Source organism: Ammoniphilus sp. CFH 90114 (assembly GCF_004123195.1).
Classification (GTDB): domain Bacteria; phylum Bacillota; class Bacilli; order Aneurinibacillales; family RAOX-1; genus YIM-78166.
Genome location: NZ_SDLI01000001.1, coordinates 184,612 through 206,980, shown reverse-complemented (window position 1 = coordinate 206,980; position 22,369 = coordinate 184,612). Strand labels below are relative to the sequence as shown.

The following is a 22,369-nucleotide window of genomic DNA, read 5'->3' as shown; positions in this document are numbered from 1 at the left end:
CCTACTTTAAACTTAAATTTCAAAAATTTAGAACTTGCGCTTACGAGCAGCTTCAGACTTCTTCTTACGCTTAATGCTAGGCTTTTCGTAGTGTCTGCGCTTCTTCACTTCAGCTAGAATACCCGCCTTACCTGTTTCACGTTTAAAACGACGAAGAGCGGCATCAAGAGATTCGTTTTTACGTACGCGAACTTCAGACATTGCTTTTCCCTCCCTCCGCATTAACCATTAAAAACAATCTTATTCAGACTGTCAAAGCATATTATATTATAGATGTACCACCCTGGTCAACATGAACATTTTATTTTAACTTATTCTGTCCATCCTAAAAGGTGGTAATGGAGGTGGAAAACTTCTTGTCCGCCCTTTTCTCCACAGTTATTGATTAGGCGCATTCCCTTTAACCCTAACTTGTGATACTGCTCTTGGGCTATCTTATGTATGTATGAGATTATAGATAAATCTTCTTCCGTAACATCCATCATAGTAGCAATATGTTTCTTAGGGATAATCAATAGATGAACAGGTGCTTTAGGGTTAATATCGTGGAACACCATCACGTTATCGTCTTCATATTCAATTTTTGCTGGAATTTGCTTGTCTAAGATCTTACAGAACAAACAGTTCATGTCCATTTTTCAGATGCCTCCTCATGATTTTCGTTCCTTTCAATGTACCGTTTTTTAGAGATTTAAGTCAAGGATCCCTATCCAATAGTTGCTGTGATCCCTGTCTTAGTGATAGCATTACATCAGTATGCTTATCTAACGGACAATTAAGAAGGAGGAGTTTTATGCTTACTCTACAAGAAATAGGTCAGGCCGCAGAAGGCAAATGGATCGGATTACCCTCGTTGCCTGTCCACTCCTTTCACTTTGATACTCGTCAGGTCGGACCTGGAGGCATGTATATTGCCCTCACAGGCGGAAATAGAGATGGACACCTATTCCTGGCCGAAGCTAAATCTAAGGGAGCAGTCGCAGCACTTATATCTGATGAAACCTACATGGATATGGATAGCGGGTTAGTTTATGTTCTAGTGGAGGATACTCAATTAGCGTTCGGAAAGATTGCAAAGTTCTATCGTCAGCGTTTAAACCTCCCCATCATCGCGGTAACGGGCAGCAACGGAAAAACCACCACAAAAGATATGATTGCCCATATCCTGAGTTACAAGAAAAACATCTATAAAACCTATAAAAATTTTAACAATCATCTTGGCGTTCCCCTCTCCCTTCTTCAAATTCAACCTGACCACCAGATGGCCGTATTAGAAATGGGGATGAATCACGCAGGGGAGATTGATTACTTAGCCTCTATCAGCAAGCCAGAAGTAAGTGTTATTGTGAATGTTACTGACGCCCATATAGAGCACCTAGGTTCGAGGGAAAATATTGCGAAAGCAAAAGGGGAACTTCTCCCGCATACCTCTCCCCACGGTTTTGCCATCTTGAATGGCGATAACTCTTACGTTAGGGACATTAGCTATCTGAATCCAGGTAAAAATTACTTCTACAGCATTGAACAAGAGTCAGACATCTATGCTACTTCAATCATTACTACAGATCGAGGAACTTCCTATACGGTTCATGTAGATGGTAAAAGCCAACAGATGGAGATTCCCATGTTCGGTACTTATAACGTAGCTAATACCTTACCCGCTATTTTCATTGCCTATCGTTACGGCTACTCACTTGAGGAGATCCGGGATTCCTTATCCACTCTAGCCATTTCTCCTATGCGATTTGAGCTTGTACAGGAAGTAGAGAACGCCCTTGTTATCAACGATGCTTATAATGCCAGTCCTACCTCCATGATGAGCTCTATTCAGACCTTTAGTGGGATCCTCCCTCAATATAAAAAAGTGCTTGTACTAGGCGACATGTATGAGTTAGGGGAAGGAAGCACGGATTATCATAAGGAAGTAGGAAGTTTCATAAAAGGTCTTCGTGAGTCAGTTGATTACGTGGTTACGGTTGGCGATCAGGCTCGCCATATAGGGGAGAGTGCCCAAGTGCCAACCAGACACTTTAGCAACAAGGATGAAGTAGCTCCATTCTTAATGACCTTTATGGACCGACAACATGCGTTACTATTTAAAGCATCTAGAGGTATGATGTTAGAGGAAGTCATTCAGGACTTGATGGCTTTTAAATAAAATGAAGGGTGTCCCTATAGGCAGGTCAATTACACCGCGTCTTGGGATCACCCTTTATTTATGGGAGCATCACATTAATTAAATAAGGGGATTGATTTCTAATTTAGCTTTTCCGCTGCTACCGCATTCCCATGGCGGTCATCATATCGTTCGAAGCCTAGTTGAACCAAGGTATGAATCAACTCGCCATAAGATATCCCTGCCGCTTGAAAGAGCATTGGGTACATACTAAAAGGTGTAAAACCGGGCATAGTATTGATCTCATTGATAAGTACTTTGTCATTTTTCTCATCCCAGAAAAAGTCGATTCTACTCAAACCTGTTGCATCGACTCCATGAAACGCCTTCTTTCCCATTTCCTCGATTTGAGTCTTCACATAATCAGGGATATGAGCAGGAATATGAAGCTTGGTTCCTGTATTTTTATATTTGGCTTCATAGTCATAGAACTCATTCACAGAAACAATTTCTCCTATGACAGATGTTTTTAACTCGTCATTTCCTAGTACTCCGATCTCCAACTCTCTCCCTGAAACGAACTCCTCCACAATAATCTTGCGGTCGAAGCGTGCTGCCAATTGAAGGGCTTCTAATAACGATTCACGGTTCTTAGCTTTTGATATCCCGACACTTGAACCCATGTTAGCTGGCTTAACAAAGCAAGGATAACCAAGGGACTCTTCAATTTGAGAAACCACTTCAAACATCCCCTGTTCTAGTTGGGCACGAAGAAAGGATAAATACTTACACTGAGGAATCCCGATTTCTCCAAATACATTTTTCATGGCTACTTTATCCATCCCAAGGGAAGATCCAAGAACACCCGTCCCCACGTAAGGCACGTCGGCCATCTCCAATAGCCCCTGAAGCGTTCCGTCTTCTCCGTAAGGACCATGAATGACAGGGAAGGCGATATCAATCTCTTCCTTTAGACGAAGGACGTTAGGCTGTTGCTCTGGAGTTCCACTTAATCGCAATTGTTCCACAGACTCAATCTCACCCTCGGGTTCTTGTCCCTTAACCCAGGTCCCATTAAGCTGAATATAATATGGAATAATGTTGAATTGAGCTCGATCTATAGCATTCATAATCGCTTTCGCCGTACTAAGCGATACCTCATGTTCACTGGATTTACCACCATATATGATACCAATTTTCATCTTTTGTTCCATCAGGAAGCCTCCCTAGATAAATCATTATTCTCATGTTATGATACCAATTCTATAGGCAATTGGTTACTAATATGTAGTTAACTATATGTACTATACCTGATCTCTTTCTGATTTACCATAAGCGGCAATTCCCCTTTATGTTATGGACAAGTTCTCCCTCCTCTCTGCATAGAATTTATTAGAGGAGGGATGTACTATGGCTGTTATTTTAAAAAAACTAAAAGGCAAGAGCGTTCATAAAGAAGATCAAGGACCAGAGTGGGAACACTTACTTACTTTACTGAAGCTATTACTTATTCTCTTTCTTATATTTAGTTGCTTCCATTGGATTGTTAAAAAGAGAGTCCAGCATCTCCCTGCTCAATTGGGGAATGGAGCAGGGCAAACCACCGCCACCAAAACAGATAGCCCTTCATTCATGCGACTATATACAGTAAAAGATGGTGATACCTTGTGGAAAATTGCAGTTACCCACTTTCCAAATGAAAATCCTGTCGCGAAGATTAACGAAATAAAAAGAATAAATCAGATGGTTAAAGATGCTATTAAGCCAGGGCAAATGCTGAAGCTGCCCTAATTTGTTTTAACTGCCAAATGAACTGAGCGATATATCTCCAGTCACCAAGATGAACTAAATTCCTATGTCTAAGATTTGCATTGTAAGGGTAAGGCATAGCCACAGTTAAAATCCCATGTTTCACTAGGTTCTTAATATTCTTATCTGAATCTTCCACCATAACATGAACACCTAATTCTTTACATAACTTTCCTTTATTGGTTGATCCAAAAAAGATATCGTCATAGGGAATTCGATGTTTCCTTAGCCATGCAATTGTTGCCGGCTTCATGATGTTAGGTCGAGCCGTTATTAAATAGATTTTTATCCCTTGCTGTTTCAGCCATTTCAACGATTTCCTGCAAAACGGAAGGGGACTAGAATCAACAGCAATTTCTAAGCCATATTTTTTCCAAAATCTCACTTCATCCCAAAAAGATAAACACATGGAATCCGCTAATCGGTATTTTCGGTATATGTTCCAAAAGTTCCATTCTGGTCCAAACTGTTCTTGTACCCTCTTCTCAAGAAGAGGACTTATATTAAGAATAACGTTATCTATATCAACTCCTATTCGCATCTGTTCCCCCCCTCTTCCATTTATTTCTATACTATGTTATTGCGGATAAACCTGGGATACGTAGGGTAACCTAAAAACGTAAAATATGAATGGAGGGATATAATGGACCGTTTAGCTCTTATATTAGTAATTGTCGGAGCGCTCAATTGGCTCCTCGTTGGTTTATTTCAATGGGATCTTGTTGCTGCCCTATTTGGTGGGGAGTCTAGCTGGATTAGCCGTACCGTGTACACTCTTGTAGGTTTAGCAGGGATCTATTGTCTGTCCCTACTCTTCCGTGAACGAGCTGTTCAAAGGTAACAACCTAAAAGTAAAAATAAAGAAAGGACTTCCTCGGAAGTCCTTTCTTTATTTTTAAAGTTTCCTAATTACCAAACAGCCAACTCAAGAATCGAATCGCAGGTGATTTTTTTGATCTTGCAGCAATCTGCCATTGATGAACATCAATTAACGTTTTCTTATAGTTTCCAATCTTCACTTCGCTAATCTTTGCAGTTTCTTGTTCAGGCATGATCACTTTTCACCTCTCTACCAGCTTGTCCTATCTTAAACTTAACACAGGACTGCTATAGAAAGGTGTCATAAGCCGTTGTCAGAATAGCGCTTTTTTTGTCATGTAAGATTCTACCTTTTTGAAAACAAAAAGCTAAGCGCACCCATCGCTATACCAAATAAGGCACCTGCTGCCACTTCCGAGGGTAAATGACCTAATCTTTCCTTTAATTCTTTTTCCCTGTTGTGATAAGGAGCTATTTCGGGATGGCTTTCAGATAGCTTCTCAACGGACTCTTTTAATCCATTAACAGCAATGGCAGTTTGTCCAGCGTGATACCTCACGCCAGCGGCATCATACATCACAATCAATCCTAAAAGTGTTGCTATTGAAAAGTCAATGGATGTAAAACCTTTTTTTAGCCCAATATAAGTAGCCAGCGACGAGACTCCTGCAGAATGGGAGCTTGGCATTCCCCCTGGAGTTACGGCCGTCTTCACGTTCCACTTGCCCGTTTGAAGGTACTCAAATGGAATCTTAAGACCCTGTGCTAACATGATACTCGAGACCGCTGTGGTGATCGCTCGACTCATCGTTGTCACCTCCCTTATTATCCTTCCCGCATGGCTAGAACCAATACGAGAATCCAGAAGAGGCTCTTATACAAAGTCTACACGTCCTTTATTTGGAGTGAACTTCAAAGATAGCAAATTTTAAGTAATGACCCTCATTAACTCCCAAAATTTCTGGATGATCCTTTCCTGCACCTGACCAATGAACAAGCCGAAGAAATTTCTTAGCATCAAAGGCAGCCTCTTCAATGGTCTCACGAAATAACTCTGGAGACATGTGATAGGAGCAAGATGCTGTGACTAAGAACCCCCCATCATTGACGAGCTTTAATCCATGTAAATTAATATCTTTATATCCTCTGCAGGCCGATTTAACAGCTCCACGAGATTTAGCAAAAGCAGGAGGATCTAAGATCACAACATCCCATGTTCGACCTTCAGAGACTTGCTCCCGTAAATAATCAAATGCATTGGCAACGACAAACTCCACACGATCCTCAAAGCCATTTAATTCTATATTCTTTCTTGCTGTCTGAATAGCATGATCCGAAATATCTAAACATGTCACCTTCTTAGCTCCATGTTTACAAGCATTAAGAGTAAAGGATCCTGTATGGGCAAAACATTCTAGTACTGTTGCCCCATCCCAGTAAGGGTATTCCACCACCTTACCGTTTTTATTAACAGGCAACCACTTCGGCTGTCCATGGTTGTCCATTTGTTGCGAAATGGATTGCGTAAATTTTGGATTATCTGGATCATAAGCTTCGATTTGATCCACTGGAGTTAAATGAATTCCACTTCGTGCTCCCCATCCTTTCATCAGGGGAGCAATCGCTGCCCGATTCTCTCTTTGATCAAAGAAGAAGCCCGTTTTCTGCCCTTCCTTCACATCAATGATATACTTTAAATCATTTTCAATTATTTCTACATCCGTTTCAAACTCTCCGTGCCAAAACCCTTTTTCCTGATTGAGCCCTTCTAACTCTCGGACAGGCACGTCATTCCGAAGATAAATTCCCTTAGGCTTGAAAACATCTAGAAGAGCTTGTTTTATCCAATCTTTTCTAAGCTCCATTCCTAAAGACAGAATCTGAACAACTAAGATATCTTTAAATTTATCTACTACTAAACCAGGAAGGAAATCCGCCTCACCATAAATCGCGCGATAGGACTCAATATCTCCTAGGAAACGACGTCGATAAGATACGGCGGATTTGATCCGATCTTGAAAAAACAATAAGTCTATCTCTTCATTTGGGTCATATGTAAGAACCCTGACAACGATCTGAGACTGTGGATTGATATATCCTTTAGCTAGGAAATGACCTTTTTGATTGCAGACCTCCACGACATCTCCCGGATTAAAATCCCCTTCAATGGTTGCCACCTCGGACTGAAAAATCCAAGGATGCCCCTTCTCTAAACGTTTCTTTCTATTGCTTGCCAAATAAACTTTAGCCATTAGTAATGTTCCTTTCCATCCTCATTTGCCTGATCAGACAAGAAAAGCTTGTCATGCCTGTCTACATCCCAACATACCTATAATTATCATGAACTATTTCCCTATAGAATTATCCCAAATAGGAGCTGAACCATGAAAGAGATTATCATCCCATTTGCTGTTGGAATCTCCCTCTTTATGTTTGGCATGCAGATTATGAAACTCGGACTTAATAACCTTGCAGCCCACAAATTAAAAGATGTTCTAACCCGTTTTACCAAGACCCCTGTACATAGCTTTATTACCGGAACCATCATTACAATGCTCCTTCAAAGCAGCAGTGCCGTAACCGTCATCACCATCGGACTCACCAATGCCCGTTTACTAACGTTTTCACAGACCATTGGAATTATCTTGGGTAGTAATATCGGTACAACGGTTACAACCCAAATTATTGCCTTAGACATCTATGAGTATGCTGTCCCCATTTTTTTAATAGGTGCCTTTTTCTGGTTTCTGCCTCATCACATTCTTCGATGCACAGGGCTTGCATTAGCAGGATTTGGATGCATTTTTTTAGGGATGGATGCGATGCAGGATATTGTTCACCCCATTCGAGAAACGGGAATATTTCGCGATATGGTCATGTGGGGATCAGAAAGCAGTGTTATTGGTATCCTTATTGGAACTGTTATAACCGCTGCCATCCAGAGCAGTTCGGCTACAACAGCTATTACGATGAACTTCATGGGAGATCATCTCATCCCTTTAACCATGGCTATTGCCATTGTGCTTGGCAGCAATATCGGTACCTGTATGACGGCACTCATTGCCTCCATAGGCGGGAATACGGCTTCAATCCGAGTAGCATGGAGTCATATTATTTTAAATGTGGCTGGAGTGATTGCATTTATCCCACTAATTGGGTTTCTTGCTCTCATCAGCACCACCCTGACAGCCCACCCTCCTGCTCAAGTTGCCCATGCTCAGACCATTTTTAATGTCGTTTGTTCCTTTGTTGTATTACCATTTGCTTCATTATTTGCAAAATTTATTGAGTACCTTATTCCCGAGAAGAAGTAAGCATAAAAAGAAAGGCTTTTGCCACGTGACTCCACTGCGCAAAAGCCTTTTTAAGCCTGCTAGATAGGTATTTAATAACCCTCAGTTGACCCTTTTTCCCCTGTAACAATAGCAATCCCGGCACTAGCACCAATACGAGTGGCTCCCGCTTCAATCATCGCCTTCGCCGTCTCATAATCCCTAACACCCCCAGATGCCTTTACTCCAATTTCAGGCCCCACAATACTCCGCATCAGCTTAATATGAGGAACTGTAGCGCCACCTGGCCCAAACCCTGTCGACGTCTTCACAAAGTGAGCACCCGCTTCTACAGATAGACGCGAGGCTTGAGCAATCTCTTCTTCTGTAAGTAAGCCGGTCTCTAGGATAACTTTAACAATCGCTTTACCCTTTGCCGCATCTACAACAGCCGCAACGTCATTCTTCACCCATTCAAGATCCTGAGATTTAAGGGCACCTACATTCAAAACCATATCGATCTCAGTCGCCCCTTGTTCTACTGCTTGCTTTGTTTCATAAGCCTTTACTTCCGAAGTATTAGCCCCTAATGGAAAACCAACAACTGTTGCCACTTGAACTTTTGTACCAGCTAATTGTTCCCCGCACAGACCCACCCATACAGGGTTCACACAAACCGCTGCAAACTTATGCTCCTTCGCTTCTTGGCAGAGCTGGATAATTTGCTCTCTTGTTACTTCAGGTTTTAGCAACGTGTGATCTATATACTCATTCAATGGTTTCATGATAAATTCCCCTTTTTTAGATTTAATAAGGTGAACGCCTTGTCCATAACGGAATGATTGTTTTCATAACCTGAGGACATCTGGACAGCCCAAGCCCTATCTGGTTCCATCCACGTAACCTTGTTGATCTCCTCGATTTGTGGGGTTAATTCACCACCCAACGCTTCAACCAAATAGTAGTGAACTTCTTTATTAATCGGACCGATCTGTGGATGATAATACTGATAATAGATCACTTCTAGAGGCTCCACTACCCGACCATCTATTCCTGTTTCTTCCTTTACTTCCCTTAATGCAGTTTGTTCCATAGTCTCCCCAGGTTCTTGCTTTCCCTTAGGAAGAGAAATCTTCATATACCTGTCTTCTATAATGAGTAAATCTAATTGCTCACCTCGTCTGCGAAACACGACCCCGCCGGCAGATATCTCCTTCAACATCCATCACCCTTTTCTAAACCGATCTGTTAGATGGTTCATCCTACAAGATTTCTTTTATTTTAACCTTTATTCCTAAAGAAAAAAAGTTTCTTCTAGAAGATCAAAAAAGGATATCTGGCTTCATTCACCAGATATCCTCATTTACTTCATTATGATGTTAACGCGGCAAGGTCTAGCTCACGCAGAAAAGTTCCTTTACAGAACTCAACACCAGGTTCATCTAATCGAATCCTTACCATCTTCCCAATTAAATCTGGGGTACCTTTAAATATAACCTTCAGGTAGTTATCAGAGTAGCCATAAAATAAATTTTGCTCTCCGGAATCATCTGAATAAGCACTTTCGGGAATAATATCCAATACATCACCAATAAATTGCTTGGAATATTCTAAAGAGAAATGGTTAGACAGCTGTATAAGTCTTTGTACACGCTCATTTTTTATTTCCTCAGGGATCTGATGCTCAAACTTCGCAGCAGGGGTTCCCGTCCTCTTGGAGTAAGGAAAGACGTGCATCTCTGCAAATTGAATGTCCTGAATAAATTGATATCCGTTCTCGAACAACTCTCTCGTCTCACCTGGAAACCCTACGATTACATCCGTCGTAATCGCTACTCCCGGCATAGCTTCACGGATTTGCTCGATCTTTTTCCGGTACTCTTCTACCGTATATTTTCGGCGCATGCGCTTTAAGACTTGGTCATCCCCAGCCTGCAAAGGAATATGAAGATGTCGACACATCTTATCGGAGGACCTTAGCACATCTATAACTTCGTCCGTAATTTGACTTGCTTCAATGGAGCTTATGCGGATTCGTTGAAGTCCCTCAACCTGATCCAGATCACGAAGAAGCTTAGCCAGGTTGTAGTGTTCCAGGTCTTCCCCATACCCGCCGGTATGAATGCCTGTAAGGACGATTTCTTTATATCCTCCAGCCACAAGTTTCCGGGCTTGTTCAAGAACATTTTCCGGATCACGGCTTCGCATGAGCCCTCGTGCCCAAGGAATGATGCAAAAGGTACAAAAGTTGTTACAACCTTCTTGTATTTTAAGAGACGCCCGAGTGCGGTCTGTAAAATCAGGAACCTCCAATTCTTCAAATTGGCGAGTTTTCATGATATTTTTAACCGCATTAATTGGCTCTCGGTGACTTCGATATTCCTCAATCAAGCTTAAGAGCTGCTCTCTCCCCTGCGTCCCGAGGACAATGTCGACACCAGGGATATTAGCCACTTCAGCAGGAGAGGTTTGGGCATAACATCCCGTTACCACGACAATAGCTTCCGGATTTCGCCGAACTGCACGACGAATCACCTGCCGGCTTTTCTTATCTCCTGTATTCGTAACCGTACAAGTATTAATGACATAGACATCAGAGTCCTCTTCATAAGGAACCTGGTCATATCCACCTTGCTTAAAAATTTGCCAAATGGCTTCTGTTTCATAATGATTCACCTTACAGCCAAGTGTTTGAAAGGCAACAGTAGGCATGAATTTACCTACCTCCCAACTGTTCATAGTAATACGAGATACAGGAAAGCCCATAAAGAGCAGCGGTTTCTGTACGTAATATTCTCTTTCCGAGTGATACCGACAGAAAACCATATTCCATAGCTTCCCTTACCTCTAACTCGGAGAAGCCACCTTCTGGTCCGATGGCCAGTAGAACTCTCGATCCAGCTTGAAGCCTGCCAAAAGCTTCGTGAAGCGTCCCTGCTTGTTCATTCTCATAGGCCAAAAGGGCAACGTCATACTCCTTCGCTAGGTTCAGCAACTGTTTCCAGGAATGAAGCGGCTGTATGCTTGGAACAAATTGCCGATGGGATTGCTCAGCGGCTTCCTTAGCAATTTTAGACCAGCGCTCTACTCTTTTCTGTTCTTTCTTAGCATCTAATTGAACCACAGTTCGTGAAGAGGTGAAGGGAACGAAAACATGGGCTCCTAATTCCGTCCCTTTCTGGATCACCATCTCCATTTTATCTCCTTTGGGCAATCCCTGTGCGATCGTAATCTTGATAGGAAGTTCTCTGCTCTCTAGGAGTTGTTCTTCCATACGGCAGATTACTTTGTCTTTCTCCATGCCCTCGACCTTACAGACATAGCAGGAGCCTTGTTCATCGCAACAAATGAACCTAGTTCCGACAGTCGACCTCATTACTTTTGTAATATGGGCAACATCATCACCCACAATGATGATTTCTTGTCTATCTGGGGCTACATTTTTCTGGTCGACGAAATACCTCTGCATGGCTTAATCCCTCAATCTACTTTTTTTTCGCAACAATGGAAACCCAATCCTCAAGCTCTTGAACTTCAATAACATCAAAGCCCGCTTGAATCAATGCTTCCCTTACCTCTTGTTCCTTCTGACCTATAATTCCCGAAGTGATAAACATCCCTTCTAATGGGAGCAGGGAGTAGGCATCATCCACAAAGCGCACAATAATCTCAGCTAAAATATTGGATACAATCAAGTCCACTGGAGTGGAGATGCCTTCAAGAAGATTATTTTGCTTGATGTTTATTTTGCCCTCAACTTGATTTAATTCCGAGTTGAGAAAGGTGGATTTTACTGCAACTTCATCCAAATCCATAGCTAAAACGGATTTTGCCCCAAGTTTGGCTGCGGCAATACTTAGAATACCTGAACCACATCCGACATCAATGACTTCATCCCCTGATTGAAGATATTTCTCTAGAGCTCTGATACATAAGACAGTTGTCGGATGCGTACCTGTTCCAAAGGCCATTCCCGGATCCAACTCAATAATCAGTTCTTCCTCCGATGCCGGAGTATAATCTTCCCAAGTAGGGGTTATGGTAATTCGTTCAGAAATTCTTACTGGCTTGTAATACTTTTTCCATGCTATAGCCCATTCTTCTTCATGGACTTCAGCTAAAGTTATTTCCGCTCGCCCAATCGGAATATCATAAGCCTCTAGGCTTTGTACTCTCTGCTTAATTTCCTCGACGGTTTCCGCGATGTGTCCATTGATTGGGAGATATGCTTTGACAATAACTCCTTCTTCAGGATAATCATTCGGAGAGAGCTGATAAATTTCACCATAAGATACATCCCATTCCCTATGCAACATTTCTGGATCTTCGATGACGACCCCGCTTGCTCCTGCCTCGTGAAGGATGTTAGACACGGCTTCTACAGCCTCTTGCGTTGTATGAATACTGATTTCCGACCATTTCATATTGCTCATTTTTTGCTCCCTCCTGTTATCCCTTGAGACCCAATGCTACTCCCCGCGAAAAGCGCGTTTCATCTTATCAAAAAAAGAAGCTTCCTCTTCCGATGGCTTCACTCCGCTAATTTCTCCAAACTCACGAAGAAGATCCTTTTGTTTTTCCGTTAAGTTCGTAGGTGTGACGACAACGACTCGGACATGCTGATCCCCTTGTGCATTACGTCGCAAATGTGGAACTCCCTTTCCACGTAAACGGAAATACGTATCCGTTTGAGTTCCAGCAGGAACCTTCAATTTCACTTTCCCGTCAAGGGTCGGCACTTCAATTTCGTCCCCTAAAGCAGCCTGCGTAAAGGTAATCGGCACCTTACAGTAGATATCATATCCATCTCGCTCAAAAAATTCATGCTGTTTTACACGGATGACGACGTACAAATCTCCAGGAGGTCCTCCGTTTAGACCAGGTTCGCCTTCTCCTGGTACACGAAGTTGTGCCCCTTCGTCGACACCTGCAGGAATGTTTAAGTGTATTTTTCTGCGCTTCTTGACCGTACCTGCTCCACGACAATCTGAACACTTAACTTGTATCATCTTGCCTCTTCCACCACAAGCTGTACACGTTCTCCGGTTAACTACACGTCCAAATGGGGTATTGGCCACCTGCTCTTGCTGACCGGTTCCTCGGCAAGTGGTACAGGTCTCCACTTTACTTCCAGGCTCTGCACCCGAACCATGACACGTATCGCATTCCATATCTTTAGGAATCTCTATATCCAATTCTTTCCCAAAAACCGCTTCTTTAAATTGCATGGATAACGTATATTGAAGATCGGCCCCTTGCCTTGGCGCATTCGGGTTCCTCCTGCCGCCACCGCCGCCAAAAAACATGTCAAAAATATCTCCAAAACCGCCACCAAAATCCTGAGCGCCGCCAAAGCCAGCATTAGGGTCCGTACCCGCATGTCCGTACTGGTCATACATCGCTCTCTTTTGAGAATCACTTAGGATGTCATAAGCCTCTTTCACTTCTTTAAACTTTTCTTCTGCGTCGGGCGCCTTATTTACGTCAGGGTGATACTGACGTGCCAACTTGCGATAGGCCTTTTTTATCTCGTCTTCGGAAGCTCCCTTGCTTAAGCCGAGGACTTCGTAATAATCACGTTTACTCATCGTTCACTCCTCATTCCCGCTTGGGTTTGCCTTACAGCACATCTATTAAATCGTGCGTATCTTCTGGTTACGCAATACACTCTGATAAGGGAAAAAGTCAAAGCCAAGTATAGCCTTGACTTTGACTCATTGCAACCCTTACTTTTTATCTTCTTCTACAACTGTATAATCAGCGTCTACTACATTTTCCTTATTGTTAGCAGTGCCAGGGTCTGCTTCTGTTTGCGCACCCGCAGCTTGTGCCTGAGCAGCTTGCTCATATAACTTTACGGACAACTGTTGAACGATCTCTGAAAGCTCTTCTTTCGCCGCCTTAATCGCTTCAATGTCTGTACCTTGAAGAGCTGTTTTCACCTTTTCTTTGGCATCGTTTGCTTTAGCTACTTCTGCTGAATCCACTTTATCCTCAAGCTCTTTGAGTGTTTTCTCTGTGCTGAAGACAAGTTGGTCAGCTTCGTTGCGAACCTCTACTTCTTCTTTACGCTGTTTATCGGCATCCGCATTGGCTTCTGCCTCTTTTACCATGCGGTCGATTTCTTCGTCACTTAATCCAGAAGAAGATGTAATGGTAATCTTTTGTTCTTTTCCAGTTCCAAGGTCTTTCGCCTTTACATTCACAATACCATTGGCATCGAGATCAAAGGATACTTCGATTTGTGGGATGCCACGAGGTGCTGGAGGAATATCAGTTAGTTGGAAACGTCCAAGCGTCTTATTGTCTGCTGCCATTGAACGCTCCCCTTGAAGAACGTGAATTTCTACAGAGGTTTGGCTGTCTGCAGCAGTAGAGAAGACTTGGGACTTGCTTGTAGGAATGGTGGTATTACGATCGATCAACTTCGTCATCACTCCACCAAGTGTCTCGATCCCTAAAGATAACGGAGTGACGTCTAGTAGAACTACATCTTTGACATCACCAGTCAATACGCCTGCTTGAACGGCTGCACCCAAGGCTACAACCTCGTCTGGATTTACACCCTTATGCGGTTCTTTTCCTGTATACTTGCGAATGGCTTCCTGTACTGCTGGGATACGAGTAGATCCCCCAACCAAGAGCACCTTATCAATTTGGCTTGGTTGCAAGCCAGCATCTTGAAGAGCTTGGCGAGTAGGTCCCATCGTTCTTTCCACAAGGCTAGCAGATAACTCTTCAAACTTAGCACGAGATAGAGTCACTTCTAAGTGCTTAGGTCCAGTGGCATCAGCTGTAATGAACGGAAGAGAAATCGTGGTTGTCAAAACGCCGGAAAGATCCTTCTTTGCTTTTTCTGCTGCATCCTTCAGACGTTGTACAGCCATCTTGTCTTGAGATAGGTCAATACCGTTTTCCTTCTTAAACTCAGCTACTAAGAAATTAATAATGACTTCGTCAAAGTCATCTCCACCTAGCTTATTGTCACCAGAAGTTGCTTTTACTTCAAAAAAGCCTTCAGACAACTCAAGAATGGATACGTCAAACGTACCACCACCGAGGTCATATACAAGGATCGTTTGGTCATCAGACTTTTCTAATCCATAGGCAAGAGCAGCAGCCGTTGGTTCGTTAACAATACGCAATACTTCTAGACCCGCAATTTTCCCAGCGTCTTTTGTAGCTTGTCGCTGACTATCGTTGAAGTAAGCAGGAACCGTGATAACCGCTTTTTCAACTTTTTCGCCAAGATAAGCTTCCGCATCAGCTCTAAGCTTTTGAAGGATAATAGCCGAGATTTCTTGTGGAGTATAATCTTTTCCTTCTGCTTCTACTTTGTGGTTCGTCCCCATATATCTTTTAATGGACATAATCGTATTCGGATTCGTAATCGCTTGGCGCTTCGCTGTTTCTCCTACAATACGCTCTCCGCTCTTAAAGGATACTACGGATGGCGTGGTACGGTTTCCTTCTGCATTTGGGATAACAACAGGTTCTCCGCCCTCCATTACAGCTACACAAGAGTTTGTGGTTCCTAGGTCAATACCGATTACTTTACTCATGGTTTAACTCCCTCCTAATTTTAAAACAAAAGTAGTTATGTGGATTGAATTCAAGTTAAAGAAATGTATTAAGAACTAACCTTCACCATGGAAGGACGAATCACACGATCTTTTAGTACATAACCCTTCTGTAGTTCCTGAATGACTATACCTGCTTCATACTCAGCACTTTCCTCTTGCATGACAGCCTGGTGAAACTGGGGATCAAAAGGGTTCCCTTGGGCTTCGATCTGCTTCAAACCTTCTTGCTCTAACACGGACTGAATCTGACGAAACACCATTTCTACACCTTTGATCAAGGAATCGGAATGTTCCCCCGTATTTTGTCCTGCAGCAAGTGCTCTCTCAAGATTATCAAGAGCGGGCAGAAGACCTTCAATCAAAGGAAGTGAAGCGTATTTCTGCAGCTCTTCCTTTTCTTTACGAGTTCTCTTGCGGAAGTTATCGAAGTCGGCTTGAACCCGAAGATAGCGATTGTAGTTTTCTTCCGCCTCTTGCTTTAGAGCCGCTAACGGATCATTCTGTTCCAATTCAGCAGAATCAACCGTCTCCTCTTGTACTTCTCCCTTAACTTCCGACTCCAAAAACTCCTGCTCAGCCTGATTTTTTTCTTCCATGATTTCAACTCCTATTCAGGTTCATCAGCATGGGATTTCATGCGAATCACCGTGTGTATTCTAAGAATGCTTTCCGCTACCTCACCGGCAGCCTTCAAGGCATAATGCTTAACTAAAGCAGGGTCAATGATTCCAGACTCCAATAAATCTTGCACCTTACCCGTAGTGTAATCTAAACCTATGGAGGAGGATCCGAAAGACCGTTGAGAGGCGCGAACTTCTTCTAGCTTCTCTAGCGGATTAAAACCGGCGTTTACCATCATTTGAGACATCGGTTTCTGAAGGGCTGCAAGAACGGCATCCACCCCATAACCTTCAAGTCCCTCGATATGAGTTGTACGCCAACTCTCAATCTCACGGTACAGGGCAATCTCGGCACATCCACCCCCAGCTACCACTCCGCCCTTCACGGCTGCTTGAACAGAGGCCGCCGCATCCCTAGCAATTCGCCCACGTTCTCCTACGACCTCTGCCGTAGCTGCCCCAACAACCATGGTTGCGGTTGCCTTCCCGCGGCCTCGTTCAATTCGGACTCTGCCTGAACGGTCGTCTACTCTAAATTCGTCGGCTTTTCCCAGCAACTCGGCTAATTCCGTTGAAGACTTACTAAGACCCATTCTCTTCATGGGTTTAGCGCCTGTGTGGTCTGCTAATCGACTTATTTCCTCTTTTGCAACTCTGTGCAATACGGTAATACCGCGATCAATACAAAACTCTTCTGCATAAGGATCACATGAACGCTGACAGACAATAAGAGATACTCCCAAATCCGCTATCTTTTCAAGATTATATTTAAACGCTTCTTTATTATCAAGGTAACGCTGAAAACCTGTCTCTGTCCCTAATGCTTCCTCATCAATTTCTTCCGGGGCCAAGGCGTCCTCCAATACGAGAATCTCAGGAGCGGATAGAGAAGTAGGCATTTGTTTAGAGACAGGCGTTCGTCTTAAGAGAACCCCCTCAAACACTTCATTCTCTTCCCCTATACAGGGAAACACCAAATCAGAAAGCCTCCAGTCTTCGCAAATCAGTTGTTCATACCCAACCAAGTGACAGGCTTCCATCACAAGGTCAGAAATATCCTGATTTTCTCTCGAAGCAACGTAGGCTACTCTTGCTAGATGAGGATCACCCAGCTCTGAGATAGGCTTAGAAAGATCGGTCAAGCGAGCTAGAGCGTAGCGCACGGCCTTCCTGATCCCAGTGATCACTTGTGACACCGGAACCCCTCGATGTACTTGAGTTGCCCCTTCCTGAACCAGGGCGCTAGCTAGAATCGTAGCTGTCGTTGTGCCATCCCCCACTTTTTCTTGTTGAGCCGTGGCAATCTTAATCAACATTCGTGCAGCAGGATGCTTGACTTCCATCAGCTCTAGAATGGTCACACCATCATTGGTAACAATGACCTCACCTTGCTCATCCACCAGCATCGTATCTAAGCCCTTCGGTCCGAGCGTCCCTTCAACAGCGGATGAAACAGCGCGAATCGCATTAACATTATTCATTAACGTCGTCAGCCGTTCATCTCCCGTTTTCTGCCCACTCTCTAGAGAACGGTTCATTGACTTCTACTCCTTATGTCTTCTTGCCCTTATAAAATCTTTCGAGCGCTAGCGAGAGGTCCTTCGCAAGGAAATCTACAATACTAATTACTTTTCCATACTCCATCCTTGTTGGTCCTAATATCCCTATTGTACCGACGGGCTGCCCATCCACATGATAGGTAGCACTAATGATACTACAATTACTTATGGCGTCCTCTCGGTTCTCGGTGCCGATTCTCACTTGGATTCCTGGTGTTGATGGACTAAAGTGCTTGAGAAGTTGTTCATTTTGCTCTAGGAAATCCAGGATTTCCTTCACCTTTTCTACGTCTCGGAACTCGGGCTGCATCATGATGTTGGTCGTACCCTTAAGTACAACCTTCTCCTCTAACTCCTCATTCATAAAGGTGTCTTCCAGAATTTTAATGGCAGTCTGATAATTATCCATTAACTTTTGCAGTTCGGTAGACAGCTCTCTTTGAATCTGCATTCGCAAGTCATGCAGTGGAATACCTACAAGCTTACTATTCAGGAAGTTGACGAGCTTTTCAATTTCCCCGATAGGAACACCGTCCGGAACATTGATGGTTTTATTTTGAACTTTACCTGAATTGGTTACAATAATCGCAACCGCTGTATCGGAGTTCAAAGGGATAATCTGTATATGTTTCAACCGGGCATCGACTACCTCATGACCTAAAACAATCGATGTATAATTAGTCAAACCTGAGAGAATCGCTGCCGTCTGTTGTGTAATCTGCTCAAAAGCATAATATTTCTCAGCAAACAATTGCCGAATGTTAAAAACATCGCCTTGCGTAAGCTGGGAAGGTTGAACCAGATGATCGACGTAGAAACGGTATCCTTTCTGCGAAGGGATCCGGCCTGCTGAAGTGTGGGGCTGCTCTAAAAAACCCAGCTCCTCTAGATCGGCCATTTCGTTACGAATGGTAGCAGAGCTATAGCCTACATCCTCTCGCTTCGAAATCGTCCTGGACCCGACAGGTTCAGCATGACGAATATAATTATCTACGATGGCATGAAGGATTTGGATTTGTCTAGTGGATAACAATCTGATCCCTCCCTTATTGTTAGCACTCAAGTGCATCGAGTGCTAAAAGCTTCTCAGATAAAAATACCAAATTAAAGAGACCCTTGTCAACTAGGTCAAGAAACGCATAAACACTTCATTTCCTAAGGGAATTCCCTTTTCCGTTAAACATATTCGCCCTTCTGTTTTCTCCAATAAACCAATATTTATTAGTTCCTTAACCTCTTCTCCAAATACAGAATCTAGTGAAGTTCCATACCGCGCTTGAAACTCACTTTCTGATACCCCCGCCATTAAGCGCAACCCCATAATCATATACTCTTCCATTGCCTCTTGCGGAGCCACAGCAAACTCTTCTACCCGAGGAAGCTCTTTTTCCTGTACAAGCTGGATATATTGCTGAACAGGGCCTGCATTGACATGCCTTCTCCCCTTTACATAGCCATGTGCCCCCGCACCCATTCCGTAATACTCCTCATTTTTCCAATACGTTTGATTGTGACGACTCTCGAATCCCGGCTTCGAGAAGTTGCTTATTTCGTACTGCAGATAGCTATGACGTGCCATTTCCTTTCGAACGAGTTCATACATCAACACCTCTTCTTCTTCTGAAGGAAGGATGAGCTGATTGCGCTCATATAAAACGTGAAAGCGAGTATTCTCCTCTACCTTCAAACTGTAAGCAGAAAAGTGCTGTAGATCTAAGGAAAAAGCTTGATCTAAGGTACGCTGAAAGAGTTCTGGGGTTTGACCCGGAAGTCCGAAAATGAGATCAATCGATATATTATTAAATCCCGCCAACTTTGCATTCTCAATGCTCGTCATGACCTGTGCTGAATCGTGGATCCGGCCAATCCTCTTCAGCAACTCATCATCAAAGGCTTGCACACCGTAACTAAGGCGGTTAACACCGCCCTGCCTCATAATGGATAGTTTATCCAAATCAGTCGTTCCCGGATTCGCTTCCATTGTAAATTCTATATCAGGAGCTTGGTTTGGGATTTTCTTTTGAACACTTGTTAAGAAGTACTGCATCTGCTCGTAAGATAAGAATGTGGGAGTTCCGCCACCAACAAAAATAGTCTTAATCTGGTCAGGAGGGTTGATACGAATCGTTGCCTCCATCTCCCGCTCTAATGCGTACAAATAGTCCCAGATTAGTTGCTGATTCTCTGTCACATAAGAATTAAAATCACAATAATAACACTTGTTTGTGCAGAACGGAATATGAATATATACTGATTGGGGCATTTTACCCCTCCTTCTTACATAATAGATAAAAGGCCTTGGCTAACGCCAAAGCCTATTGCATTATTTCTTATCCATTTGCAGAACAGCCATAAACGCTTCCTGAGGGACTTCCACGTTTCCGACTTGCTTCATACGCTTTTTCCCTTCCTTCTGCTTCTCAAGCAACTTACGCTTACGAGAAATGTCACCACCATAACATTTCGCTAGAACGTTCTTACGCATCGCTTTAATCGTTTCTCGGGCAACAATTTTCTTACCGATAGCAGCCTGGATAGGTACTTCAAACATCTGTCTTGGAATAAGTTCTTTTAGCTTTTCACAGAGAAGCTTGCCACGGGCATAAGCTGAATCTTTGTGGACGATAATCGACAGAGCATCGACCACCTCAGCGTTCAGCATGATATCCATCTTCACCAGCTTCGATTGTCGATAGCCTATGACCTCATAATCGAAAGACGCATATCCTTTCGTGCTTGACTTCAGCTGATCAAAGAAATCATAAACAATCTCAGCTAGAGGCATCTCATAAATGATTTGCACGCGGTTCTCATCGATATACTGCATATCCATGAATTCTCCGCGCTTGCCTTGGCATAATTCCATAATTGCCCCAACGAAATCCTTAGGAACCATGATGGAGGCCTTCACAAAAGGCTCTTCTACGAAGTCGATTACTTGAGCATCAGGCATCTTGGACGGATTATCGATATCAAAATGCTCTCCATCCGTCTTGGTGACTTTATAGATAACGCTTGGTGCGGTCGTAATTAATGTGATATTGAACTCTCTTTCAATCCGCTCCTGAATAATTTCCATGTGCAGAAGACCAAGGAAACCACATCGGAAGCCGAAGCCAAGAGCTTGTGAAGTCTCAGGCTCAAACTGTAAAGAGGCATCATTCAATTGCAGTTTCTCTAACGCTTCTCGCAAGTCATTATATTCTGCCGTGTCGACAGGATATAGACCACAGAACACCATAGGATTAATCTTACGGTATCCTGGCAATGGTTCCTTCGCAGGGTTATCTGCACTCGTAATCGTATCCCCTACTCGGGTATCGCCAACCGATTTAATACTTGCGGCCACAAACCCTACATCGCCAACCGTTAATTCCTCAACGGCAATGGGGAAAGGGGCAGAAGTTCCTACTTCCGTTACTTCAAAAACCTTGTTTGTTGCCATCATCTTGATTTTCATACCCTTGCGGATAGTACCATTCACTACGCGTATATTCGCAATAACTCCACGGTACGCATCATAATAAGAGTCAAAAATCAAGGCCTGTACAGAAGCGTCTGGATCTCCCTGTGGAGCAGGCACCTTCTGTACAACTTGTTCAAGGATATCTTCAATCCCAATTCCAGCCTTCGCTGATGCTAAAACGGCATCACTAGCATCTAAACCGATGACTTCTTCCACTTCATTCTTAACACGTTCTGGTTCAGCACTTGGCAAGTCGATCTTGTTAATCACCGGAAGAATCTCAAGGTTATTGTCTAATGCTAAGTAGACATTCGCTAATGTCTGGGCTTCAATTCCCTGCGCTGCATCGACGACAAGCAAAGCCCCTTCACACGCCGCTAAGCTTCGTGATACTTCATAGGTAAAATCAACATGACCCGGCGTATCAATGAGGTGAAGAATATATTCCTCGCCGTCTTTTGCTTTATACTTTAAGCGAACAGCATTTAACTTGATTGTAATTCCACGTTCCCTCTCTAAGTCCATCGAATCAAGGAACTGGTCTTCTTTTTCCCGGTCGCTTAGCGTTCCCGTAAATTCGAGTAAACGGTCAGCTAATGTAGATTTCCCATGATCAATATGAGCGATTATAGAAAAGTTACGAATCTTCTTTTGTCTTTCACGTCTGTCCATTATGAAAATACCTCCCTGAGGCGAAAAAATGCACTAAGTTTGATTATATCAGGGGAGGTAGACGGAAGCAATGCTAAATCATTGATTTCCACACTAGCCTAAAAGCCAATTCATTAGTTTTTGCGTAGAAGTCGTCATCCATCTGCCTACGCGATTCCCGATGGTGCTGGCCCAATTTTCCATATGTTGTTGTTGACTAGGAGGCGACGATACAGAGGAATCCTGAGTCATTTCCTCATGTGGAAGGTCTTGCTGATTCGTTATGGAATATTGTCTGCCAAGGACGGTCATCTCCATTTTGCCCTGATCCACTCTGGCAATATTGAACGATTGGACAGGACCATCCTCCGTGCCTTCCACTCGCTGAATCCCTTTTTCCGCCAAGTGGATCCCTCCTATAACCAAACAAGACATCACCATCACAAGCAGTATAAACTGGATTCTCCACTTCAT

General features: G+C 43.3%; 24 protein-coding genes. 4 read left to right on the top strand and 20 right to left on the bottom strand.

The window, feature by feature from the left end; translation table 11 throughout:
- Positions 1-27 precede the first annotated feature (27 nt).
- Together rpsU and EIZ39_RS01035 are read right to left on the bottom strand one after the other, a co-directional pair.
- Complete coding sequence (gene rpsU, locus EIZ39_RS01040; RefSeq protein ID WP_129196526.1) at positions 28-201, bottom strand: 30S ribosomal protein S21; 174 nt, start codon at positions 199-201, stop codon at positions 28-30.
- 110 nt (positions 202-311) lie between these two features.
- Positions 312-629 carry a histidine triad nucleotide-binding protein gene (locus EIZ39_RS01035; protein WP_483296011.1) on the bottom strand — a complete coding sequence of 106 codons (318 nt, stop codon included), beginning with the start codon at positions 627-629 and terminating at the stop codon, positions 312-314.
- Positions 630-793: 164 nt separating this feature from the next.
- On the opposite strand from EIZ39_RS01035, the gene EIZ39_RS01030 reads away from it, so the two are divergent.
- The gene (locus EIZ39_RS01030) at positions 794-2,158 is read left to right on the top strand and encodes a UDP-N-acetylmuramoyl-tripeptide--D-alanyl-D-alanine ligase (protein WP_164984833.1); all 1,365 of its coding nucleotides are present in this window, start codon (positions 794-796) and stop codon (positions 2,156-2,158) included.
- A 98-nt stretch (positions 2,159-2,256) separates the two neighbouring features.
- Here the strand turns inward: EIZ39_RS01030 and EIZ39_RS01025 are convergent, their stop codons facing one another.
- A complete protein-coding gene (locus EIZ39_RS01025) occupies positions 2,257-3,330 on the bottom strand; it encodes a D-alanine--D-alanine ligase (protein WP_129196522.1) in 1,074 nt (357 codons plus the stop codon).
- Between the two features lie 196 nt (positions 3,331-3,526).
- Between EIZ39_RS01025 and EIZ39_RS01020 the strand changes: the two genes are divergently transcribed.
- Positions 3,527-3,907, top strand: a complete 381-nt coding sequence (locus tag EIZ39_RS01020; RefSeq protein ID WP_129196521.1) for a LysM peptidoglycan-binding domain-containing protein — start codon at positions 3,527-3,529, stop codon at positions 3,905-3,907.
- Here the strand turns inward: EIZ39_RS01020 and EIZ39_RS01015 are convergent.
- The gene (locus tag EIZ39_RS01015; protein ID WP_129196519.1) at positions 3,876-4,466 is read right to left on the bottom strand and encodes a 5' nucleotidase, NT5C type; all 591 of its coding nucleotides are present in this window, start codon (positions 4,464-4,466) and stop codon (positions 3,876-3,878) included. The two genes, EIZ39_RS01020 and EIZ39_RS01015, sit on opposite strands and share 32 nt — an antisense overlap.
- 102 nt (positions 4,467-4,568) lie before the next feature.
- Here EIZ39_RS01015 and EIZ39_RS01010 point away from each other — a divergent pair, with 102 nt between their 5' ends.
- A complete protein-coding gene (locus EIZ39_RS01010; protein ID WP_129196517.1) occupies positions 4,569-4,766 on the top strand; it encodes a DUF378 domain-containing protein in 198 nt (65 codons plus the stop codon).
- A 64-nt stretch (positions 4,767-4,830) separates the two neighbouring features.
- Here EIZ39_RS01010 and EIZ39_RS26315 read toward each other — a convergent pair whose 3' ends face one another.
- The 3 genes from EIZ39_RS26315 to EIZ39_RS01000 all read right to left on the bottom strand — a co-directional run bounded on the left by EIZ39_RS26315 (position 4,831) and on the right by EIZ39_RS01000 (position 6,996).
- Positions 4,831-4,977 (bottom strand): hypothetical protein, encoded by a 147-nt coding sequence (locus EIZ39_RS26315; protein ID WP_164984832.1) that lies wholly within the window; start codon positions 4,975-4,977, stop codon positions 4,831-4,833.
- 113 nt (positions 4,978-5,090) lie between these two features.
- Positions 5,091-5,552: a divergent PAP2 family protein gene (locus EIZ39_RS01005; RefSeq protein WP_129196515.1), complete on the bottom strand. Its 462-nt coding sequence runs from the start codon at positions 5,550-5,552 to the stop codon at positions 5,091-5,093.
- A gap of 88 nt (positions 5,553-5,640) precedes the next feature.
- Complete coding sequence (locus EIZ39_RS01000) at positions 5,641-6,996, bottom strand: class I SAM-dependent rRNA methyltransferase (protein WP_129196513.1); 1,356 nt, start codon at positions 6,994-6,996, stop codon at positions 5,641-5,643.
- A gap of 132 nt (positions 6,997-7,128) precedes the next feature.
- Here EIZ39_RS01000 and EIZ39_RS00995 point away from each other — a divergent pair, with 132 nt between their 5' ends.
- On the top strand, positions 7,129-8,058 hold the full coding sequence (locus tag EIZ39_RS00995; protein ID WP_129196511.1) for a Na/Pi cotransporter family protein: 930 nt from the start codon (positions 7,129-7,131) through the stop codon (positions 8,056-8,058).
- A gap of 71 nt (positions 8,059-8,129) precedes the next feature.
- Here the strand turns inward: EIZ39_RS00995 and deoC are convergent, their stop codons facing one another.
- From deoC to EIZ39_RS00930, 13 genes are all read right to left on the bottom strand, one after another.
- Positions 8,130-8,801: a deoxyribose-phosphate aldolase gene (gene deoC / locus EIZ39_RS00990; RefSeq protein ID WP_129196509.1), complete on the bottom strand. Its 672-nt coding sequence runs from the start codon at positions 8,799-8,801 to the stop codon at positions 8,130-8,132.
- Positions 8,798-9,238: an NUDIX hydrolase gene (locus EIZ39_RS00985; protein ID WP_129196507.1), complete on the bottom strand. Its 441-nt coding sequence runs from the start codon at positions 9,236-9,238 to the stop codon at positions 8,798-8,800. The genes deoC and EIZ39_RS00985 overlap by 4 nt, the downstream gene beginning before the upstream one ends.
- A 149-nt stretch (positions 9,239-9,387) precedes the next feature.
- Complete coding sequence (gene mtaB / locus EIZ39_RS00980; protein ID WP_129196505.1) at positions 9,388-10,728, bottom strand: tRNA (N(6)-L-threonylcarbamoyladenosine(37)-C(2))-methylthiotransferase MtaB; 1,341 nt, start codon at positions 10,726-10,728, stop codon at positions 9,388-9,390.
- A gap of 4 nt (positions 10,729-10,732) precedes the next feature.
- Positions 10,733-11,485, bottom strand: coding sequence for a 16S rRNA (uracil(1498)-N(3))-methyltransferase (locus tag EIZ39_RS00975; RefSeq protein WP_129196503.1), 753 nt, complete (start codon positions 11,483-11,485; stop codon positions 10,733-10,735).
- Positions 11,486-11,501: 16 nt separating this feature from the next.
- Positions 11,502-12,440: a 50S ribosomal protein L11 methyltransferase gene (gene prmA, locus EIZ39_RS00970; protein ID WP_129197886.1), complete on the bottom strand. Its 939-nt coding sequence runs from the start codon at positions 12,438-12,440 to the stop codon at positions 11,502-11,504.
- Between the two features lie 45 nt (positions 12,441-12,485).
- Complete coding sequence (dnaJ, locus tag EIZ39_RS00965; protein ID WP_129196501.1) at positions 12,486-13,604, bottom strand: molecular chaperone DnaJ; 1,119 nt, start codon at positions 13,602-13,604, stop codon at positions 12,486-12,488.
- A 138-nt stretch (positions 13,605-13,742) separates the two neighbouring features.
- On the bottom strand, positions 13,743-15,578 hold the full coding sequence (gene dnaK, locus EIZ39_RS00960; RefSeq protein WP_129196499.1) for a molecular chaperone DnaK: 1,836 nt from the start codon (positions 15,576-15,578) through the stop codon (positions 13,743-13,745).
- Positions 15,579-15,646: 68 nt separating this feature from the next.
- Positions 15,647-16,195 (bottom strand): nucleotide exchange factor GrpE, encoded by a 549-nt coding sequence (grpE, locus tag EIZ39_RS00955; RefSeq protein WP_129196497.1) that lies wholly within the window; start codon positions 16,193-16,195, stop codon positions 15,647-15,649.
- Positions 16,196-16,206: 11 nt separating this feature from the next.
- Entirely contained in the window at positions 16,207-17,757 is a 1,551-nt protein-coding gene (locus EIZ39_RS00950) for a TCP-1/cpn60 chaperonin family protein (RefSeq protein WP_129196495.1), read from the bottom strand.
- A 13-nt stretch (positions 17,758-17,770) separates the two neighbouring features.
- A complete protein-coding gene (gene hrcA / locus EIZ39_RS00945; protein WP_129196492.1) occupies positions 17,771-18,811 on the bottom strand; it encodes a heat-inducible transcriptional repressor HrcA in 1,041 nt (346 codons plus the stop codon).
- 90 nt (positions 18,812-18,901) lie between these two features.
- Positions 18,902-20,041 (bottom strand): radical SAM family heme chaperone HemW, encoded by a 1,140-nt coding sequence (gene hemW, locus EIZ39_RS00940; RefSeq protein ID WP_129196490.1) that lies wholly within the window; start codon positions 20,039-20,041, stop codon positions 18,902-18,904.
- Positions 20,042-20,101: 60 nt separating this feature from the next.
- The gene (gene lepA, locus EIZ39_RS00935; protein WP_129196488.1) at positions 20,102-21,916 is read right to left on the bottom strand and encodes a translation elongation factor 4; all 1,815 of its coding nucleotides are present in this window, start codon (positions 21,914-21,916) and stop codon (positions 20,102-20,104) included.
- A 93-nt stretch (positions 21,917-22,009) separates the two neighbouring features.
- Positions 22,010-22,369: a DUF3679 domain-containing protein gene (locus EIZ39_RS00930; protein WP_129196486.1), complete on the bottom strand. Its 360-nt coding sequence runs from the start codon at positions 22,367-22,369 to the stop codon at positions 22,010-22,012.

Bases quoted from the DNA above. Each gene is read 5' to 3' on its own strand.
- rpsU (WP_129196526.1), bottom strand. From the start codon at position 201: ATGTCTGAAGTTCGCGTACGTAAAAACGAATCTCTTGATGCCGCTCTT.
- EIZ39_RS01035 (WP_483296011.1), bottom strand. From the start codon at position 629: ATGAACTGTTTGTTCTGTAAGATCTTAGACAAGCAAATTCCAGCAAAA.
- EIZ39_RS01030 (WP_164984833.1), top strand. From the start codon at position 794: ATGCTTACTCTACAAGAAATAGGTCAGGCCGCAGAAGGCAAATGGATC.
- EIZ39_RS01025 (WP_129196522.1), bottom strand. From the start codon at position 3,330: ATGGAACAAAAGATGAAAATTGGTATCATATATGGTGGTAAATCCAGT.
- EIZ39_RS01020 (WP_129196521.1), top strand. From the start codon at position 3,527: ATGGCTGTTATTTTAAAAAAACTAAAAGGCAAGAGCGTTCATAAAGAA.
- EIZ39_RS01015 (WP_129196519.1), bottom strand. From the start codon at position 4,466: ATGCGAATAGGAGTTGATATAGATAACGTTATTCTTAATATAAGTCCT.
- EIZ39_RS01010 (WP_129196517.1), top strand. From the start codon at position 4,569: ATGGACCGTTTAGCTCTTATATTAGTAATTGTCGGAGCGCTCAATTGG.
- EIZ39_RS26315 (WP_164984832.1), bottom strand. From the start codon at position 4,977: ATGCCTGAACAAGAAACTGCAAAGATTAGCGAAGTGAAGATTGGAAAC.
- EIZ39_RS01005 (WP_129196515.1), bottom strand. From the start codon at position 5,552: ATGAGTCGAGCGATCACCACAGCGGTCTCGAGTATCATGTTAGCACAG.
- EIZ39_RS01000 (WP_129196513.1), bottom strand. From the start codon at position 6,996: ATGGCTAAAGTTTATTTGGCAAGCAATAGAAAGAAACGTTTAGAGAAG.
- EIZ39_RS00995 (WP_129196511.1), top strand. From the start codon at position 7,129: ATGAAAGAGATTATCATCCCATTTGCTGTTGGAATCTCCCTCTTTATG.
- deoC (WP_129196509.1), bottom strand. From the start codon at position 8,801: ATGAAACCATTGAATGAGTATATAGATCACACGTTGCTAAAACCTGAA.
- EIZ39_RS00985 (WP_129196507.1), bottom strand. From the start codon at position 9,238: ATGTTGAAGGAGATATCTGCCGGCGGGGTCGTGTTTCGCAGACGAGGT.
- mtaB (WP_129196505.1), bottom strand. From the start codon at position 10,728: ATGCCTACTGTTGCCTTTCAAACACTTGGCTGTAAGGTGAATCATTAT.
- EIZ39_RS00975 (WP_129196503.1), bottom strand. From the start codon at position 11,485: ATGCAGAGGTATTTCGTCGACCAGAAAAATGTAGCCCCAGATAGACAA.
- prmA (WP_129197886.1), bottom strand. From the start codon at position 12,440: ATGAAATGGTCGGAAATCAGTATTCATACAACGCAAGAGGCTGTAGAA.
- dnaJ (WP_129196501.1), bottom strand. From the start codon at position 13,604: ATGAGTAAACGTGATTATTACGAAGTCCTCGGCTTAAGCAAGGGAGCT.
- dnaK (WP_129196499.1), bottom strand. From the start codon at position 15,578: ATGAGTAAAGTAATCGGTATTGACCTAGGAACCACAAACTCTTGTGTA.
- grpE (WP_129196497.1), bottom strand. From the start codon at position 16,195: ATGGAAGAAAAAAATCAGGCTGAGCAGGAGTTTTTGGAGTCGGAAGTT.
- EIZ39_RS00950 (WP_129196495.1), bottom strand. From the start codon at position 17,757: ATGAACCGTTCTCTAGAGAGTGGGCAGAAAACGGGAGATGAACGGCTG.
- hemW (WP_129196490.1), bottom strand. From the start codon at position 20,041: ATGCCCCAATCAGTATATATTCATATTCCGTTCTGCACAAACAAGTGT.
- lepA (WP_129196488.1), bottom strand. From the start codon at position 21,916: ATGGACAGACGTGAAAGACAAAAGAAGATTCGTAACTTTTCTATAATC.
- EIZ39_RS00930 (WP_129196486.1), bottom strand. From the start codon at position 22,369: ATGAAGTGGAGAATCCAGTTTATACTGCTTGTGATGGTGATGTCTTGT.